The sequence below is a fragment of the Dactylosporangium sp. CA-152071 genome, assembly GCF_050936335.1.
GTDB lineage: Bacteria > Actinomycetota > Actinomycetes > Mycobacteriales > Micromonosporaceae > Dactylosporangium > Dactylosporangium maewongense.
The window spans coordinates 6,648,861-6,663,631 of the sequence record NZ_JBNJMZ010000001.1 but is presented as its reverse complement, the minus strand read 5'-3'; the positions used below and the strand labels follow the sequence as shown (position 1 = coordinate 6,663,631).

Genomic DNA, 14,771 nt, shown 5'->3' with positions numbered 1-14,771 from the left:
TCGGGTCAACGGCTCCGCCAGCCGTAGGGCCGGCGGCATGGCGCATCACGCGCGTCACCGCCTGACGCGCGGATGCTGACTTTCCTTGCATGCTGTGCTGGGGTTCCAGGTCTGCCCGCCGCCTCAGCCAGCGCAGCGACGGCGGGCAGGGGCTCTAGACCCGCCAGACGAACACCAGGTCATCTGGCGTATCCGCGACACGGACCTCGACGAACAGGTTCCGGAACACCTGGCCGAGTTCCTGATCCGCGACGCCGTCCACCAGATGTACCGACTCGCCCTCCACGCGGTCCCGCACGAGCCGCTCAACGACACCGGCGTCGATGCCATTGCGGCGGCAGCCGCACAGGAACACGTACAACCGCTCACCGCTCGGCCCCCACGACAGCTGCAAGGGCCGGCCGCATCTGTCGCACACCAGGGGGGCGAGCTGAGGCCGGCGCCTGCACATCGGTGTTCGAGGCCGACACCAGCTTCGTTGAGCGGCTCCATAGTCGTTGCGTAGGAGGTAGCGCCAGGCGTCAAGTCCGGTGCGGAGCGACGAGTCGTCGGCATTGGAACCCTCCTTCGTGGCCGGCAGTCCGAATGGCCTGCGCCTCGATCTCCGTTGCACAGTCATCGTGGCCGCCACACTGGGCGTCACCTATGCGTATGGTGCATATACACAGCGCGTATATCGGGATTAGGCTTCGTTGGCGCACCCGCCAATCCGCACAGATGGAGGTCAATGGCATGCCGTTGCCGGACATCCACCGGTGCGTCCGTTGCCGGAGCCGACTGGCCCGCGATAATCCCGGCCCGAATTGCAGCGCGTGTGCGGCGGTCGTCGTCGTTGACCGTCAGGAACCGCCCAAGGAGGTGCCGGCGTCATTCTGGGAGCACCCGGCGATCGTTGAGGCCGTCCGCGCCCGGCACATGGGGCGGCTCATCGCCGCCTACCGGCATCACCCGTACCACGGCACCCCGATCGTCCAGACGATCATGGCGGGCTGGGCCCATCTCACCCAAGCTCAGATCAGCCGCCTGGAACGCCGGTCCGCAGATCAGCAGCTCGACCGGCTCACCTTCTGGGCACGACTGCTCCAAATCCCCGAGACCCTCCTGTGGTTCACACCCCAGGGCGCGGTCTCCGCGCCCGGACCGTCGGTATACGCGACGCGCTTGGCCGCTGAACCGGCCCGCCTCTACGGTGAAGCGGTACCACCAAACGGCCGTTGGACTGCGGAGGAGAACGACGACATGCGCCGGCGCACCATCCTCGCCAGCCTCATTGCCGTCGTCACGTCACCGTTCGGGACCGCTGCGCCGCTCGGAGACTCCGATCTCGATCAATTGTCGAAGCTGGTAACAAAGGTCCGCTCGGCGTACCAGCACAGCCGCTACGAGCGGGCGCTGCGGGATCTGCCCTCCGTGTTGTCCGCGCTGGCGGCGGCGGCCGGCGTCACGCCCGATGACGACCGGATAGCCGTACTGACCGCAGAGGCGTACCAGGTGGCCAGTGGGCTGCTGCTGAAGTCCGATGATCCGCTGTTGGCGGCGGTGGCTGCCGAACGCAGCATCGTGGCCGCGCGCGCCAGCGGTCAGCCATTGATCGTCGCGAGCAGTTCCCGCGCTGTGGCGCATGGCCTGCTGGCCGGAGGCTACCCGGACCGGGCGGCGGAGGTCGCCACGGCCGCGGCCGATCGGCTGACGATCGATGTCGCCATGCGATCGGCGCAGGACTTCTCCGTGTACGGTGCGCTGCTGCTGCGTGGTGCGATCGCTGCCGCCCGCGCCGAGAACCGTGAGCAAGCCGGCGCACTGCTCGACGAGGCGACAGCCGCCGCCCAACACATTGGCCGGGACGAGAACGCCTGCTGGACGGCCTTCGGCCCCACCAATGTCCTCGCGCACCGGGTCGCGGTCGCGGTCGAGTTGGGTGACGCCGGAACTGCCGTGGACCTCGCCGGCACGGTCGATCTCAGCACGATGGCGGTGCCGGAACGTCGGGCGATGCTGATGTTGGACACCGCGAGAGCGTTGACCCAGTGGGGCAAATACGAACGTGCATTGGATGCCGTCCGCATGGCCGAACAGCACGCCCCGGAGGAAGTGCGCACCCGCCGGTCAGTCCACCAGCTGATCAACGATCTGGGTCGGCGGTGCCCCGTTCCGCTGCAACGTCGAGTCCATGATTACGCCCGATCGGTCGGGGCGATGGCGTGATCCGTCCGGGCAACGGGCAGACGCTGTGCGTCGTGGTCTGCGGCGCCGGTCCTGCGTCGCAGGTGGGCGTCCTGATCAACTTGGCCCAAACGGCCGGCTGGTCAGTTCGAGTGATCGCGACACCGGCCGCCGTCGGGTTCCTCGACGTCGAAGCGCTGGCCGTCCAATGTGGATCGGAGATACGCAGCGACTACCGCCCTGCTGGCGCGAGCGGCCCCCGGTCGAGCCAGGCCGACGCGCTGATCGTCGCGCCGGCCACCTACAACACGATCAACAAACTCGCGTTCGGGATCAACGACACCTACGCGCTCAACGTCGTGGCCGAAGCGATCGGCCGAGGCACGCCGGTCGTGATTCTGCCGTTCGTCAACTCGGCCCTTGCCGCACGGCGGCCCTTCATGCTGGCGGTGGAGTCCCTCCGCGTAGAAGGCGTGCGGGTACTGCTCGGGCCGGGACAGTGGCTGCCCCACCCACCCGGAACCGGCGAGCAGCAACTCGCCGAATTCCCATGGCATACGGCGTGGACCGCGGCCCTGTCCGCCTCGTCCGGTCCTGTCCCGTAGACCGGCAACTGTCGCTTCAGGCCGCCGCGAGGGTGGCGCCCGGTATCCGGCGTGGCAGGTTGAGGTGCGGACGGTACTGGTTGATCGTGTTGGCTGCGCTGGTGAACCAGCCGGTGAACCGTCCGGTGTTGGGACGCTGGACAGCGGCACGGCCGACGCTGGCTGCTGGTTGATGGCTGTCCGACACCGGGCCGGGAGCCGACGTTGCGCGCGGCGCGGGCGTCGATGGGCGGCGTGCGAGATGCAGCGCCCGCTGCGCCTGAACTGCGGCAGTACACGGGCCTCGTTCGCCGGCGCAGCGCAGATTGGTGCAGTCGCCTTCGGGGCCGCGCTGGTGTTCGACCGCCACGTCGAATGCGAGCCGCCACAGCATGATGTCGACGACGTCAGCCGGGACCGGCACGTCGGCGGAAGGGCGCTGGCGGTGGTTGGGCGTGGTGAACATGCATCGTCTCCCGCGTCGCTGACGGATGGTCCGCCACCACCACCGGCCGCCGCTGTACGGCGCAGCGGGCCAGGAGGCAGGGGCGCACAGCGATCGACGCTTGACTTTCAATATTGGTCAAGTCGTCGCGGTGCCTGGCGTCGGCCAAGCGCATGACGACTCCCGGCGGAAGTGCTCCGCCCGCTTCGCTTCGTCCATCGGCCGGGGATGGCCTCAGCGGCTACCAGCCATCGCTCTCCTCGGCGGTACTGGCGAGGCGCCGGGAGCGAGCACGAGCTCAGCCGCGCCTGCCCGCGGCATGATGACCGGGAAATAGCATGGTGCCTATGTCGCCATCTCAGCGGACGGCGCAGCGCCACTGGCGCCTCTTGATGTTCTTGGGGCTGCAGGGTTCGGCTACCACGGAGGAGTTGGCGCAGGTCGTCGGCGTCCGCCGGTTGACGGCTCATCGTGACCTGACGTTGCTTCAAGGGTCTGGTCTCGTTCGGCGATCCCGGAGTGATCAAGATCGGACGCACACGTGGTTCTATCGGATCGCCGATGCGGGGATCGCCCACGTTTCCGAACAGCTGCGGGACGGTGGGCATGCGGTGCCGTTGCACTTCGGGCGTCGTCACAACAGCGCCGCCTGGCTGCTGTTCATGCTGCTGGTCTACGAAGCTGGGGCGGATCCGTCGCGGCGCCGCCTGTACCGGTGGTTGAACACGCTCGACACGGCCGTGTGGCTGCGGCAGCACCACATCGCGGGACTTCGCCCGGACGGTCTGGGTGTGTGGATCGAGGATGGGCTGACATTGCGGTTCCTGGTGCATTGCGACGATCCGCCGAGCGCCAATTCGCTGGAGCCGGTGCTGGCGGCGACGAAGGTGCTGCACGCGTACCGGGAAGCCAGCCGCCTTCCGCCGGTGGAGGCGGTGCTGGTCATCGCGGCTGACGCCGAACGCGAGCAGGCGATCGTCGACGACCTCACCACCCGCCCGCTCGGCGTGGCTGTTGCAACGGTGCAGCAGCAACAGTTGCTTACGGAGCAGGGCGCCTCGGGTGCCATCTGGCGATACGGCGATGGCGACCGGCGCAGACTGATCGAGCTTTCATCGTCGTACACCACCCGCTCCGGCCCTGAAAGTGGCGACGCTGCGTAACGGTGATCAACTGCAGGACGGCCGGCTCGCCGTTCTTCAGCATCGTCGTTCCGATCGCCTTCGATGAACTTCATTTGGGCGTATTGACAATATTTGTCATCGGATCTTCGGTTGATACTCTGAACAGTGATCGAGAGGAATGCGCTTTCCTTCCGGATAGGGAGTTGTCGGGGCCGTTCACGAGGCGCCAGCGATCTGCAGATGACCACCGCAGACGACGACCGCCAGCGCAACGATCACATACAGTGACTTCCGCAGCCGGGTCGGCGTTGCCGACGCCACCACCACGAGGCTCGGCACATGCCACAGTGCAAGACGCTTGCCTCGGCAAGGCGTCATCGCCCGCGCCGACACACCGGCACCGCAGCAACTGCTGCTCGCTGAGCGGATCCCGTCGCAGTATGCACCGACGCTGCCGTCGCGGCTGCCGCCCCCTGCTCGACACCTTCCGTCCTGATAGTCAGGAGCCGATGTGTCAACCTCTGCCTTCCACTCATCCCAGGCGAAACCGTTCACCCTCCATCTCGTCGTCCGGCTTGCTGTCCGCGACAGTCTCCGTCTTCAGATGGACGCCCGGACGGACCCCGGTCACCGGCTCACAGCCCAGCAAGCGCCCGCTCTCAGCGCCGACGGTCGTGCTGCGACTGACCCAACTGGTCGGGCCTCCCCACGGGTAGGACCGGCCATGGACGGTGAGGGCCGGTGACCGATCCGGTCCTGCGGGTCCAGTCCCAGCTGACCGACCGGGACCACGTACTGCTCGGCTGGCTCGCCGACCACGGCGTGTTGACCTCGTTCCAGATCGCCGACGCGCTGTACCCGTCCCTGGACTACGCCCAGGAGCGGCTGCGCCGTCTCTTCCGGCTGCGGGTGCTGGACCGGTTCCGGCCGCAGAAGCCCGACGGCGGTTCCTACCCCTACCACTACGTCCTGGACCAGCTCGGTGCCGAGGTCGTCGCCGCGCAGCGCGGCGACGACCCGCCCCGACGTAACCACGCCCGCACCCGGCGCCTGCAGTTGACCCGCCGGGCGAACCTGCCTCACCTGCTCGGCGTGAACGGGTTCTTCACCGACCTCGCCGCCCACGCCCGCGCCCACCCCGACGCGGCACTCGCGCAGTGGTGGCCGGCGGCGCGCTGCCAGAGCATGGGCGCGTTCGCCGAGCCCGGTGACGACATCCACGTGCGCACCCACACCGCGACCTCACGCCCGGACGCGCTCGGCGTCTGGGTCGAGGACGAGCGCCGGGTGACGTTCTTCCTTGAGTACGACACCGGCACCGAACGGCCGTTGTCCCGGCTGGTCAGCAAGCTCGACGGCTACGTAGACCTGGCCCGGGTCACCGGCAGGGTCTGGCCGGTGCTGTTCTGGCTACCGTCCCAGACCCGCGAGCGGCACCTGCACCAGCACCTGTCCGGCGCCGGCATCCGCTACCCGGTCGCCACCGCGGTGCACCGCGACGCCGGTGGCGGCCACCCGGCCGGGCCGGTGTGGTGGCTGCACCGCCGCCCCGGCACCCCACGCCGTCTCGCCGACCTCGCCCCAGCCCTCAGCACAGGGCCGCCAGCGTGACCACCGCCGATCGCCCGACAACCGCCGTGTGGCAGCCACACGGCCCCGAACACCCGCCGGCGGCCCCGTGCAGCAGGCCAGGACCCCCGGGGGGCGTCACCGCGGCAACGACCGACGGGCGGGCGCGGAAAGTACCTCGCGACCCGCCCCGGCAGCAAGGCCAGCGCACTGTCAGCGGCTGTCAGCCCGCCCTGTGAGCGGCTGACAGTGCCGTGAGAGCACCGATCCCTTCCCGGCACCGACCAACGGAGGTATCTTCCGCGCCGCTCGACACAGAGTGGCCTCCGGACTTCCACTGATCGCAATGTCTGCCCGCATTCGACATCATCGCGCAGCCCGCGCGAGAAAGGACACCAGATGCATCCAGGACTCCGACCTCAGCCAGCACGCAAGCTTTTCGGAGGAACGTGGCGAAAACGCCCCACCACGAAAACGCCGTCCGGAGCTATCCTGACGATCCGCATCCCGGTACCACCACCAACCACGGTGGTGCAAAACATTCCACCCGTACCCGCCGCCCGAAAACTGCGCCGATACCAATGCGCATCGCCCGCGTCGACGCCATACCCATGACCGACGAAGAACTCGACAAAGCCGGAAAGGCCCTCGGCGTCCTGCTCAACCAATTCCGGCGCGCACACCCAGAACTGTTCACCTGACCACACAACCAACGCTGCCCGGTGGCGGCCCACACCAGACCCGCACAAGGCCGCCACCGGCCCCGACCACGGAGGACCAGGCTGATGACAGGCCATCCCACCAGCCCACCCAAACGCCGCGGCCGACGCGCCACCGCCAGCACTCCACCGGAACGGACCGGTCCCTGCCGCGTCTGCGTCTACATCCGCCGCTCCACCGACGACGAACACCAACCGTTCTCCCTCGACGCCCAACGCGCCGCACTCGAAAAATATGTCGGTGCCAAAGACGACTGGATCATCGTCGCCGAATACGAAGACGACGCCTCCGGTGCAACCACCGAACGACCCGGCCTACAGAAGGTCCTGCAGGCCGCGAAAGCCGGACTCTTCGACGTGCTACTCGTGTACCGGCTCGACCGATTCAGTCGCAGCGTCGCCAACCTCCTCGACCTCATCAACCAACTCGAACAATCCGGCGTCCGATTCTCCTCCGCGACCGAACCCGTCGATACCGGCGGACCATTCGGCCGCATGATGCTGCAACTCCTTGCCGTCTTCGCCGAATTCGAACGCAACATCATCATCGACAGGGTGAAAAGTGGCATGACCGCGAAAGCGAACAAAGGCAAATGGGCCGGCGGCACCCGACCCTACGGCTACCTCGTGCAACCCGGCACCCACAAACTCGTCCTCAACCCCGACGAGGCACCCACCCTCCGCGAGATCTTCCGCCTCTACACCGAGACCCGCCTCGGCACCCGAGCCATCGCCGACGTCCTCAACAGCCGCGGCATCCGCAGCCGCACCGGCAGCCCCTGGGCCGGTTACACCATCAACCGCATCCTCGACAACCCCGCCTACACGGGCGACATCGCCTACGGCGACGTGTACGTCCCCGACGCCCACGAACCACTCATCGACCGCACCGCCTACGCCATCGCCCAACAGATCGCCGCCGCCCGCGGCGACAGCCAGACCCAGCGAGCCATGAGCGACTCCGACTACTACCTCACCGGCCTGCTCACCTGCCCCCAATGCGGACACCGCTACATCGGCACCTCCGCCAACGGCCGGACTCGGCGCTACCGCTACTACACCTGCTACACCCGCACCCGCTACGGCAAAGCCGCCACCTGCACCGCCCCGCGCATCCCCGCCGACGACATCGACCAACTCGTCCTGCAGGCCCTCCACGACTTCTACACCAACGCCGACACCGTCCTCATCGCCATGATCGAAAATGCGCAGGCGCAGCACGAGGACACCGCCGACGACCGCCAAGCCGAACTCGCCGCTCTCGACGCCCACATCACCGCCACCGAAACCGCTATTAACCGCTACCACGCCGCCTTCGAGGCCGGAACCATGGACGACACCACCGCCGGACCCCGCATCCGCAACCTCCGCGACCAACTCGCTCAGCAACAAGTCCGGCGCAGCGCCCTTGAGGCCGAACTCGCCGCCCAGCCAGCCGCACCCGAGCCCGACACCATCGCCCGCGTCCGCATCTACCTGCAGCAGGTCATGGCCACCGGAACCACCGCCGCCCGCAAAGCAGCCATCGAAGCCCTCATCGCCGAAGTCCAACTCACCGACCAGGGAGCCGTCCCCGTGTTCAAGATCCCCACCCAAGACACGCCAATGCCCCCGCCCGACCCGGACGGGGGCACCAACGAAGATGGATCACCGGTTCGCACAATGGTGCGGTCGGTGGGCCGCCAGGGACTCGAACCCTGAACCTACGGGATTAAGAGCGACCGGCGATAGGTGTCATTTGAGTCGGCGGGTGGTTGGTCGGGTGTCCCAGCGGTAGAGCGTGCGGGCTCGTTGGATGAGTTGACGGATGGTGACGATCGCGGCGGCCAGGTACAGGTAGAAGTCGACGGTCGTGGCGTCGCGGTCGGTGCAGCGGCGGATCTTGCCGAAGTCGTTCATCCATGAGTTCGTGCGCTCGACGACCCAGCGTTTGCCGATCTGGATCGGGGCGGGTACGCCCTTGCGGGCGATCTGCGCGTCGAAGCCGAGTTCGTCGAGCAGGTCACGGCAGCGGTTGTTGTCGTAGCCGCGATCCAGGTGTGCGGTGACCTGTTCAGGCCAGCGGTGGCGCAGTTGGGTGCTGCACGCTTCGAAGGGGTCACGCAGCAACGGCGAGTCGTGCCGGTTGGCGCCGGCGCCGGTCATCCCGAGTGGGATGCCGTAGCCGTCCACGCCGGTCGAGCGTTTCATACCGCCTTTGCCGCGGTCGACCGGGGACCGGCCAGCCCGGTCCCCGCCGCACGGCGCTTTCGTGATGGCGCCGTCGGCGCTGACATCGGTCAGGTCCAGCCCGATCATCCGGTCGTAGGCGTCCAGGGCAAGCTCGTGGACCTGTTCACCGAGACCGGCATCGGCCCACAACCGCAGACGCCGGCGGATCGTCCGGTCCGAGCAGGCATCCGACGCGACACGTTCATAGCCGAACCCGTGCACCAACGCAGCGATGACGTGCTCGAACACCACCCGGTCCGGGATCCGGCGGCGGTGGCAGCCCAGAGGATGCGACGGGTCGAACTCGGGTTGCTCAGGCCACAGCGCGGCGAACTGGACCCAGACAGGCTCGAACAACGAAGATGGCAGCGCAGGCACGGGACTCCATCGGTCACGAAGCGTAGAGAACTCCGATGATCGATGGACCCGTGCCTGTCCTGCATCCCGGGCCTCAACCCGCCCGAATCCTGACACCTATCGCCAGTCGCTCTAAGCTTGAGATTTAACCAACGGCCCGGGCGATCAGAAGATCGTCCGGGCCGTTTCGGTGTGTCGCAAGGATATGGGTACGGCCACCCGTGATCATTCGGAGTGCTGAAGCTTCGAAGGATGCGGGGTGGCCGTGGGGCCTACTATGCCAGGTTTGCAGGCTGTGGTGGCAACAGATGCCTCGGTGTGTCGTGCGGCATTGGTCGCGTTCCGAGCCGGATTGTATGCGTGCTTCAGCAGACGCGCGGACGCGTTGTTCGAGCTCGTGGATGCGGTGTTGACCGCTGATGGTCCGGTGGACTCCCTGGTGGAACTGTCGCAGGAGAAGGTGTTCCGGCGTGGACACGGGGCGTTGTATGACGCGCTGGCCTGTGGTGATCTCGACGTTGAACAGCTGGCTGGGCTGATCGCGTCGTCGTGGCAGCCCGCCGACGACGGTCCGGTGAAGATCGCGGTGGATACCTCGGCGTGGCCACGGCCGGACGCGGTGACCTCTGCGGGGCTGTGTCACTGCTACACCTCCTGCCGTTGCGACGGATCCCGCAAGACGATTCCGGGCTGGCCGTTCTCCTTCGCCGCCGGGTTGGAGTGGGGTGCGTCGTCGTGGACCGCGCTGCTGGACGTGGTGCGTATCGGCCCGGACGACGACGTGACGGTGGTGACGGTCGCCCAGATCGCCAATGTGCTGGCCCGTCTGGAGGAGGCCGGGACGCTCGCGCGGCGGCCCGCGCCGGTGTTCACGTTCGACTCCGGATACGACCTGACCCGCATCACCTATCTCGCCGGACTCGACGGTCTGGGTGTGCAGGTCCTGGGTCGGGTGCGCAGCGACCGGGTGTTCTACGCACCGGCACCCAAGCGACGCAAGGACGGTCGGCCGGGCCGGCCCAGGAAGCACGGCAGCCGGTTCGAACTGTCCAAGCCGACAGCGCTTCCGGCGCCCGATCAGCGGCTGCGTGGGCAGAACCCGCGATACGGCGAGGTGATGGTCAGCGCGTGGCACGGGCTGCACCAGAAACTGTCCAGACAGGCCGGCTGGACCGACTTCGAGGGGGTGCTACCGGTCGTGGCTGGCACCGTGATCCGCATCCAGGTCGAGCGTCTGCCCGGCAACCGGGCGCCGCAAGACCTGTGGCTGTGGCACACCGCACCACCGGGCACCGTCTTTGACCTGGACCTGCTGTGGAAGACCTACCTCCGCCGGTTCGATGTGGAACACACCTTCCGGCTGCTCAAGTCCACCCTGGGCTGGACCGCCCCGCAGATTCGTACTCCTGAGCAGGGTGAACGCTGGACATGGCTGATCCTGGCCGCGCACGCCCAGCTGCGGCTGGCGAAGACCCTCACGACTGATCTACGCCGTCCCTGGGAGAAGACGATCCCTGCGGGGCGGTCGATGACCCCTGGACGGGTCCGCCGGGGTTTCCGTAACCTGCGCCGGCATCTGGGCACTCCGGCCGGTAGGCCGAAAACCACCAATCCTGGTCCCGGCCGTCCCGTGGGTAGCACCCGGCCTCCGCGAACCCGCTACCCAGTCGGCAAGAAGAAGTCCACAGTGGACACACCAAAAGTCAACAATCAGGCACTCAAGGGATAAAACTCAAGCTAAGGGCACTCTCGTAGCCGATGAGCTAGCACTCGATCATGTCGCAAGGTGACTGCCCGCCGTTGGAGCCAGCATCGGCGAGGGCGGGGTGAGGCGTTACCCGACGGCCAGCGGGTACGGGCCGGCGGCAGGGCGACTGGCGTCTGCGCTCACGAGCAGCGGCAGATTCCGAGCGCTGAGACCACTACGCCACATGCCGGGCAGGCGTCGGAGCGGGCTGGCGGTACGTTGAGCGTTCGGCTCGTCTTGAGATAAGTGAGGTCCGGTGGGGGCTGTGGCGGTGTTGGTGTCCGTGGTGGCGTGAGGGCGGCGAGTACGTCGTTCGTCGTCACGTCGGGCCATCCGCGCTCGCGGAGCCGCCGGGCGATCTTCTTGGCCCCCAGTCCGGGTGTCGTGGCGCGCAGTGCTCGAATCACGTTCAGGAGACGTTGCGACGTTTGGCCGTTGGTTGGCCTGGTTTTTGATGTTGCGTGCAGCTGCTGCTGGTTCGCTCGCTGTGTGCTGGCGATAGGCACGATGGTGCGGGCGCGTGTCTGGTTGGGGCCGGCGGCTTGCTCGCTCTTCGCACGGGCGCGGCGAAGATCGACCTCGGTGACTGTGGTCCAGCCTTGCTGGCGCAATCGCTTCGCGAGGGTCTTGTCCTTGATACCAGGCCGTGTGGACCGAAGTTCACGTATTGCTGCGGCTAATGGGGCTGGCATACCATCGGTCGTCTCGGGCGGCCGTCGGTGGTCGCGCTTGGCGTTTGGCCCGCGGCGTCCTCGTACGTCGGCGGCTCCGGCAGGCATCGATGGTGACCGGCCAGTATGGGTGAGGCGGTCCAGCCAGGCATCCGGGGTGCGATCTGGTCGGTCATCGTTCGCCCAGTCGTACCCGGGAGCGTCCGAACCGCGGCCTTCGGCATTGGCGTACCAGTCGTTGATCGTGCCTCTGCCGACCATATGTTCTCCTCCATCTCGGCGGCGAATCTCAGCCGTTGGTGTTCGTGACGCCCTTGAACCTGTGGTCACGGTGCCAGGCAAAGTAGTGCGCTGTCGCTGAACCGTGTGCGCCGACCCGGCGGCCGGCAAGACGCCCGATGCGCCCGGCGACCGCGCCGGGGTGTGGGCTGTCCGCGGCCATAATGTGGCCGGTGGCATCGACAGTGAGGTAGCCGAGCTCGTAGAGGGCGTCGCAACCGAGCAGGCATGCGGCCATGACCACGTTGCCCAAGTTGCGGCGCTCGTCGTCGGTGCAGGCGGAGCGTTGCTTGATGTGCGCGGCGACCAGTAAGTCCACGGGGTACACCTCGCCGCACAGCGCGCATGGCGCCTCGTCTCGGCCGCCGAACAGCTGCTGGCGTAGCTCGACCTGCTCGCCCCGGCCAGCGGCGATCGCGTACCAGTCGAGAATGCCGGCGAAGACGCCGTCATGACCGACGCCTTCAGCGGTTGCAGCAGCGGCGAGCGGCTCGAGGTAGATGACCGGTGGGCTGCTGTTCTCAACGCGGGTGTCGGGCAGCTGTTGCAACACGGCGCCAATGAAGGCGGAACGGTGGCTGCTGCTGCGTGGGTGGATCTCGAGCCGTCCGGTGGTGGTGAGCTGGTCCAGAGCCTCGTCGACCCAGGCGATCGGGACCGGCGGCCCTGTGGGGAGCGGCCGGTCGCGACGAGCACGTTGGGCGGTTCGACGGCGAGGATCGTATTGGTCCGTCCAGCAATCGTGGTCAGGGGTCGACCCACCAGCTGGCGCAGCAGCCTCGTCGCGTGGCCTTCAGAAGCGAGCGGGGACATCGACACATCCGGTATATCCCGCAGCGCGCCCCGCGGCGTGCTGCGGGATCGCGGCCCACTCGGCGTCGGTGGCCGAGAACGAGTTGCCTGACCATGGCTGGCGCAGCACCACCATCGAGGCGACACTGAGCGGGCGCGCCTCATCACTGCGATAGTGCGCCCGTAGCAGCGCCACGGCCGAGTCGTGGTTGAGCGCCTGCAGCACTGCCGGTAGTCGCCATGGCACCTCCGCCAAGATAGACGGGCAGCTACCCGGATCGACATCGACGACAGGTGAAAACGCTGCAACAAACGCGGGAATACAGGTGGACCGTACGGCGGTACCGGGAACCGGGGCCGGTCGAATACGATGCGGCGCCGATCGGGTGCGGGAGCCCGCCAGAAAGTGTTCTGCCGGTTGAGGGGTGGGTGTAGTGGACAACGCCGAGCTGGTGCGCCGATTCCACGCCGACATGGTGCAGGGCATTCGGACGTTGAGTCAGCAGATCGGCTATCGGGCACCACGGTTCGCGCAGATGGTCAGCGAGCACGGGGGCATCGAGGCGGCACGGCGGCTGCTGCGCGGCCCGGGCACGTCGGAAGGTTTTCTCACGCTGTATCAGCACAACAAGCTCGGCATGAGCGTCGAGGCATGGGTTCTGCGACCCGAGTATGCACCACTGTTCACAGAAGACGAGCGTGCCGTAGCGCATCGACGACTCACCGACCACCAGTTCGACGTCGACCGCTACCTCCGCTCGCTACCGACCGCCTGATCGGAAGACCCAGGCACGCATCCTGTTGAACTACCCCAGACGTGGCGAATGCCGCCGACAACGCACGGCTGAAGATGACGACACCTGTCAGCGGTACAACTTCGGAAAGATCGAGTATGTACCGTGTGGACGCTCGTAAGGGCCTGAGGCGATGCGGCAGACTACGGGCGAACGCGTTGCGGACGGACTGGGCGGAAAGGCGTGAACTGAGTGATGGGCGACGTTCCCGCTCGGATCGGTAAATACACGGTGGAGCGCAGTCTGGGCTCGGGCGGGATGGGTGAGGTCTTCCTCGCATATTCGCCGGCCGGGTCACCAGTAGCGGTGAAGGTCATCCGTAGTGACCTGCTGGACGCGCAGGCCAGGGCGCGGTTCGAGCGGGAGGCACAGATCGCCGCGACGATGATCGGATCGAATCGGGTCGCGCGGTTCCTGGAAGCGGATCCTTTTGCCGCTCAACCGTGGCTGGCGATGGAGTACGTGCAGGGCTGCACGCTGTTGCAGTACGTGAACGAGCAGGGCGTCCTGCCGTTGCCGCTGACGGTGAGCCTGGGTGCGCTGGTGGCCGAGGGCCTGGAAGCAGTGCATGCCGCGGGTCTGCTGCACCGGGATCTGAAGCCGCAGAACATCATGCTGGGTGCGAACGGGCCGATGATCATCGACTTCGGCTTGTCGGCGTTCGTCGACGCGTCGCAGGACTCGCTGTCGCGTAGCGGGACGATCATCGGGACGGTCCGGTGTATGCCGCCGGAGCAGGCGAGCGGGAATCCGCGGGTGACGGCGGCGGCGGATGTGTATGCACTGGGCACGGTGCTGCTGTATGCCGCGACGGGGCATTACCCGTACGACGGGACGCAGGTTCCGGCGATCGTCGCGCAGGTGGTGAACCCGCTGGTGAGGCCGGATCTGAGCGGTGTACCGGCCCGGCTGCTGCCGCTGCTGGAGTCGATGTTCGCCGACGATCCGGACGCCCGGCCCGCAACCGTCGACGTGGCGGTCGCGTGCGCCGCGCTGCTGGCCGGTGCGGCGATCACGCCGGTCGAAGCCCGGTTGCTGCTGATCGCCAGGACCACGGGGACCGCTGGGCCAGGGCCGGCGCTGACTCCGTCGATCGAGGCCCGGCTCAACGCGCTGGAGGAGCTCGAAGGTGAGGAGCTCGAGGTCGGCCCGCTCGACGTCCCGCCCGAAGCCCCCGAACCCGCCGAGCCGGAACCTGCCAGCTCAGGTGTGCCGGCGCAGCGGCGCCAGTCGGCATCGGCCCGGGTCGCTCAGCAGTTGCGGCTCGACTACGCGGTGCACACGACCCTGTAGCTTCCTACGGAGATCCGTAGCAG

15 protein-coding genes are annotated in these 14,771 nt (G+C 67.4%); 9 read left to right on the top strand and 6 right to left on the bottom strand.

Going from position 1 to position 14,771, the window contains the following annotated elements; all coding sequences use genetic code 11:
• Nucleotides 1–154: 154 nt before the first annotated feature.
• Entirely contained in the window at nt 155–361 is a 207-nt protein-coding gene (locus tag ACQEVZ_RS30000; RefSeq protein ID WP_433372616.1) for a hypothetical protein, read from the bottom strand.
• Between the two features lie 371 nt (nt 362–732).
• Between ACQEVZ_RS30000 and ACQEVZ_RS29995 the strand changes: the two genes are divergently transcribed.
• Together ACQEVZ_RS29995 and ACQEVZ_RS29990 are read left to right on the top strand one after the other, a co-directional pair.
• A complete protein-coding gene (locus ACQEVZ_RS29995) occupies nt 733–2,205 on the top strand; it encodes a hypothetical protein (protein WP_433372613.1) in 1,473 nt (490 codons plus the stop codon).
• Nucleotides 2,202–2,768 (top strand): flavoprotein, encoded by a 567-nt coding sequence (locus ACQEVZ_RS29990; protein WP_433372610.1) that lies wholly within the window; start codon nt 2,202–2,204, stop codon nt 2,766–2,768. The genes ACQEVZ_RS29995 and ACQEVZ_RS29990 overlap by 4 nt, the downstream gene beginning before the upstream one ends.
• Nucleotides 2,769–2,784: 16 nt before the next feature.
• Here ACQEVZ_RS29990 and ACQEVZ_RS29985 read toward each other — a convergent pair whose 3' ends face one another.
• The gene (locus tag ACQEVZ_RS29985; RefSeq protein WP_433372607.1) at nt 2,785–3,213 is read right to left on the bottom strand and encodes a hypothetical protein; all 429 of its coding nucleotides are present in this window, start codon (nt 3,211–3,213) and stop codon (nt 2,785–2,787) included.
• A gap of 326 nt (nt 3,214–3,539) precedes the next feature.
• On the opposite strand from ACQEVZ_RS29985, the gene ACQEVZ_RS29980 reads away from it, so the two are divergent.
• A complete protein-coding gene (locus ACQEVZ_RS29980) occupies nt 3,540–4,355 on the top strand; it encodes a MarR family transcriptional regulator (RefSeq protein WP_433372604.1) in 816 nt (271 codons plus the stop codon).
• Nucleotides 4,356–4,532: 177 nt separating this feature from the next.
• Here ACQEVZ_RS29980 and ACQEVZ_RS29975 read toward each other — a convergent pair whose 3' ends face one another.
• Nucleotides 4,533–4,871, bottom strand: a complete 339-nt coding sequence (locus ACQEVZ_RS29975; RefSeq protein WP_433372601.1) for a hypothetical protein — start codon at nt 4,869–4,871, stop codon at nt 4,533–4,535.
• A 186-nt stretch (nt 4,872–5,057) separates the two neighbouring features.
• Here ACQEVZ_RS29975 and ACQEVZ_RS29970 point away from each other — a divergent pair, with 186 nt between their 5' ends.
• The 3 genes from ACQEVZ_RS29970 to ACQEVZ_RS29960 all read left to right on the top strand — a co-directional run bounded on the left by ACQEVZ_RS29970 (nt 5,058) and on the right by ACQEVZ_RS29960 (nt 8,305).
• The gene (locus ACQEVZ_RS29970; protein ID WP_433372598.1) at nt 5,058–5,927 is read left to right on the top strand and encodes a replication-relaxation family protein; all 870 of its coding nucleotides are present in this window, start codon (nt 5,058–5,060) and stop codon (nt 5,925–5,927) included.
• Nucleotides 5,928–6,334: 407 nt separating this feature from the next.
• A complete protein-coding gene (locus ACQEVZ_RS29965; protein WP_433372595.1) occupies nt 6,335–6,586 on the top strand; it encodes a hypothetical protein in 252 nt (83 codons plus the stop codon).
• Between the two features lie 84 nt (nt 6,587–6,670).
• A complete protein-coding gene (locus ACQEVZ_RS29960) occupies nt 6,671–8,305 on the top strand; it encodes a recombinase family protein (RefSeq protein WP_433372592.1) in 1,635 nt (544 codons plus the stop codon).
• 33 nt (nt 8,306–8,338) lie between these two features.
• Here ACQEVZ_RS29960 and ACQEVZ_RS29955 read toward each other — a convergent pair whose 3' ends face one another.
• The gene (locus ACQEVZ_RS29955; RefSeq protein ID WP_433372589.1) at nt 8,339–9,193 is read right to left on the bottom strand and encodes an IS5 family transposase; all 855 of its coding nucleotides are present in this window, start codon (nt 9,191–9,193) and stop codon (nt 8,339–8,341) included.
• A 256-nt stretch (nt 9,194–9,449) separates the two neighbouring features.
• On the opposite strand from ACQEVZ_RS29955, the gene ACQEVZ_RS29950 reads away from it, so the two are divergent.
• Entirely contained in the window at nt 9,450–10,901 is a 1,452-nt protein-coding gene (locus ACQEVZ_RS29950) for an NF041680 family putative transposase (protein ID WP_433359946.1), read from the top strand.
• Nucleotides 10,902–11,879: 978 nt separating this feature from the next.
• Here the strand turns inward: ACQEVZ_RS29950 and ACQEVZ_RS29945 are convergent.
• Nucleotides 11,880–12,422, bottom strand: a complete 543-nt coding sequence (locus tag ACQEVZ_RS29945) for a hypothetical protein (RefSeq protein WP_433372586.1) — start codon at nt 12,420–12,422, stop codon at nt 11,880–11,882.
• 240 nt (nt 12,423–12,662) lie between these two features.
• On the bottom strand, nt 12,663–12,887 hold the full coding sequence (locus tag ACQEVZ_RS29940) for a hypothetical protein (RefSeq protein ID WP_433372584.1): 225 nt from the start codon (nt 12,885–12,887) through the stop codon (nt 12,663–12,665).
• A 208-nt stretch (nt 12,888–13,095) separates the two neighbouring features.
• Between ACQEVZ_RS29940 and ACQEVZ_RS29935 the strand changes: the two genes are divergently transcribed.
• Nucleotides 13,096–13,437 (top strand): hypothetical protein, encoded by a 342-nt coding sequence (locus ACQEVZ_RS29935; protein WP_433372582.1) that lies wholly within the window; start codon nt 13,096–13,098, stop codon nt 13,435–13,437.
• A 213-nt stretch (nt 13,438–13,650) separates the two neighbouring features.
• Entirely contained in the window at nt 13,651–14,748 is a 1,098-nt protein-coding gene (locus tag ACQEVZ_RS29930; RefSeq protein ID WP_433372579.1) for a serine/threonine-protein kinase, read from the top strand.
• Nucleotides 14,749–14,771: the final 23 nt, after the last annotated feature.

Bases quoted from the DNA above. Each gene is read 5' to 3' on its own strand.
- ACQEVZ_RS29995 (WP_433372613.1), top strand. From the start codon at position 733: ATGCCGTTGCCGGACATCCACCGGTGCGTCCGTTGCCGGAGCCGACTG.
- ACQEVZ_RS29985 (WP_433372607.1), bottom strand. From the start codon at position 3,213: ATGTTCACCACGCCCAACCACCGCCAGCGCCCTTCCGCCGACGTGCCG.
- ACQEVZ_RS29980 (WP_433372604.1), top strand. From the start codon at position 3,540: ATGTCGCCATCTCAGCGGACGGCGCAGCGCCACTGGCGCCTCTTGATG.
- ACQEVZ_RS29960 (WP_433372592.1), top strand. From the start codon at position 6,671: ATGACAGGCCATCCCACCAGCCCACCCAAACGCCGCGGCCGACGCGCC.
- ACQEVZ_RS29950 (WP_433359946.1), top strand. From the start codon at position 9,450: ATGCCAGGTTTGCAGGCTGTGGTGGCAACAGATGCCTCGGTGTGTCGT.
- ACQEVZ_RS29930 (WP_433372579.1), top strand. From the start codon at position 13,651: ATGGGCGACGTTCCCGCTCGGATCGGTAAATACACGGTGGAGCGCAGT.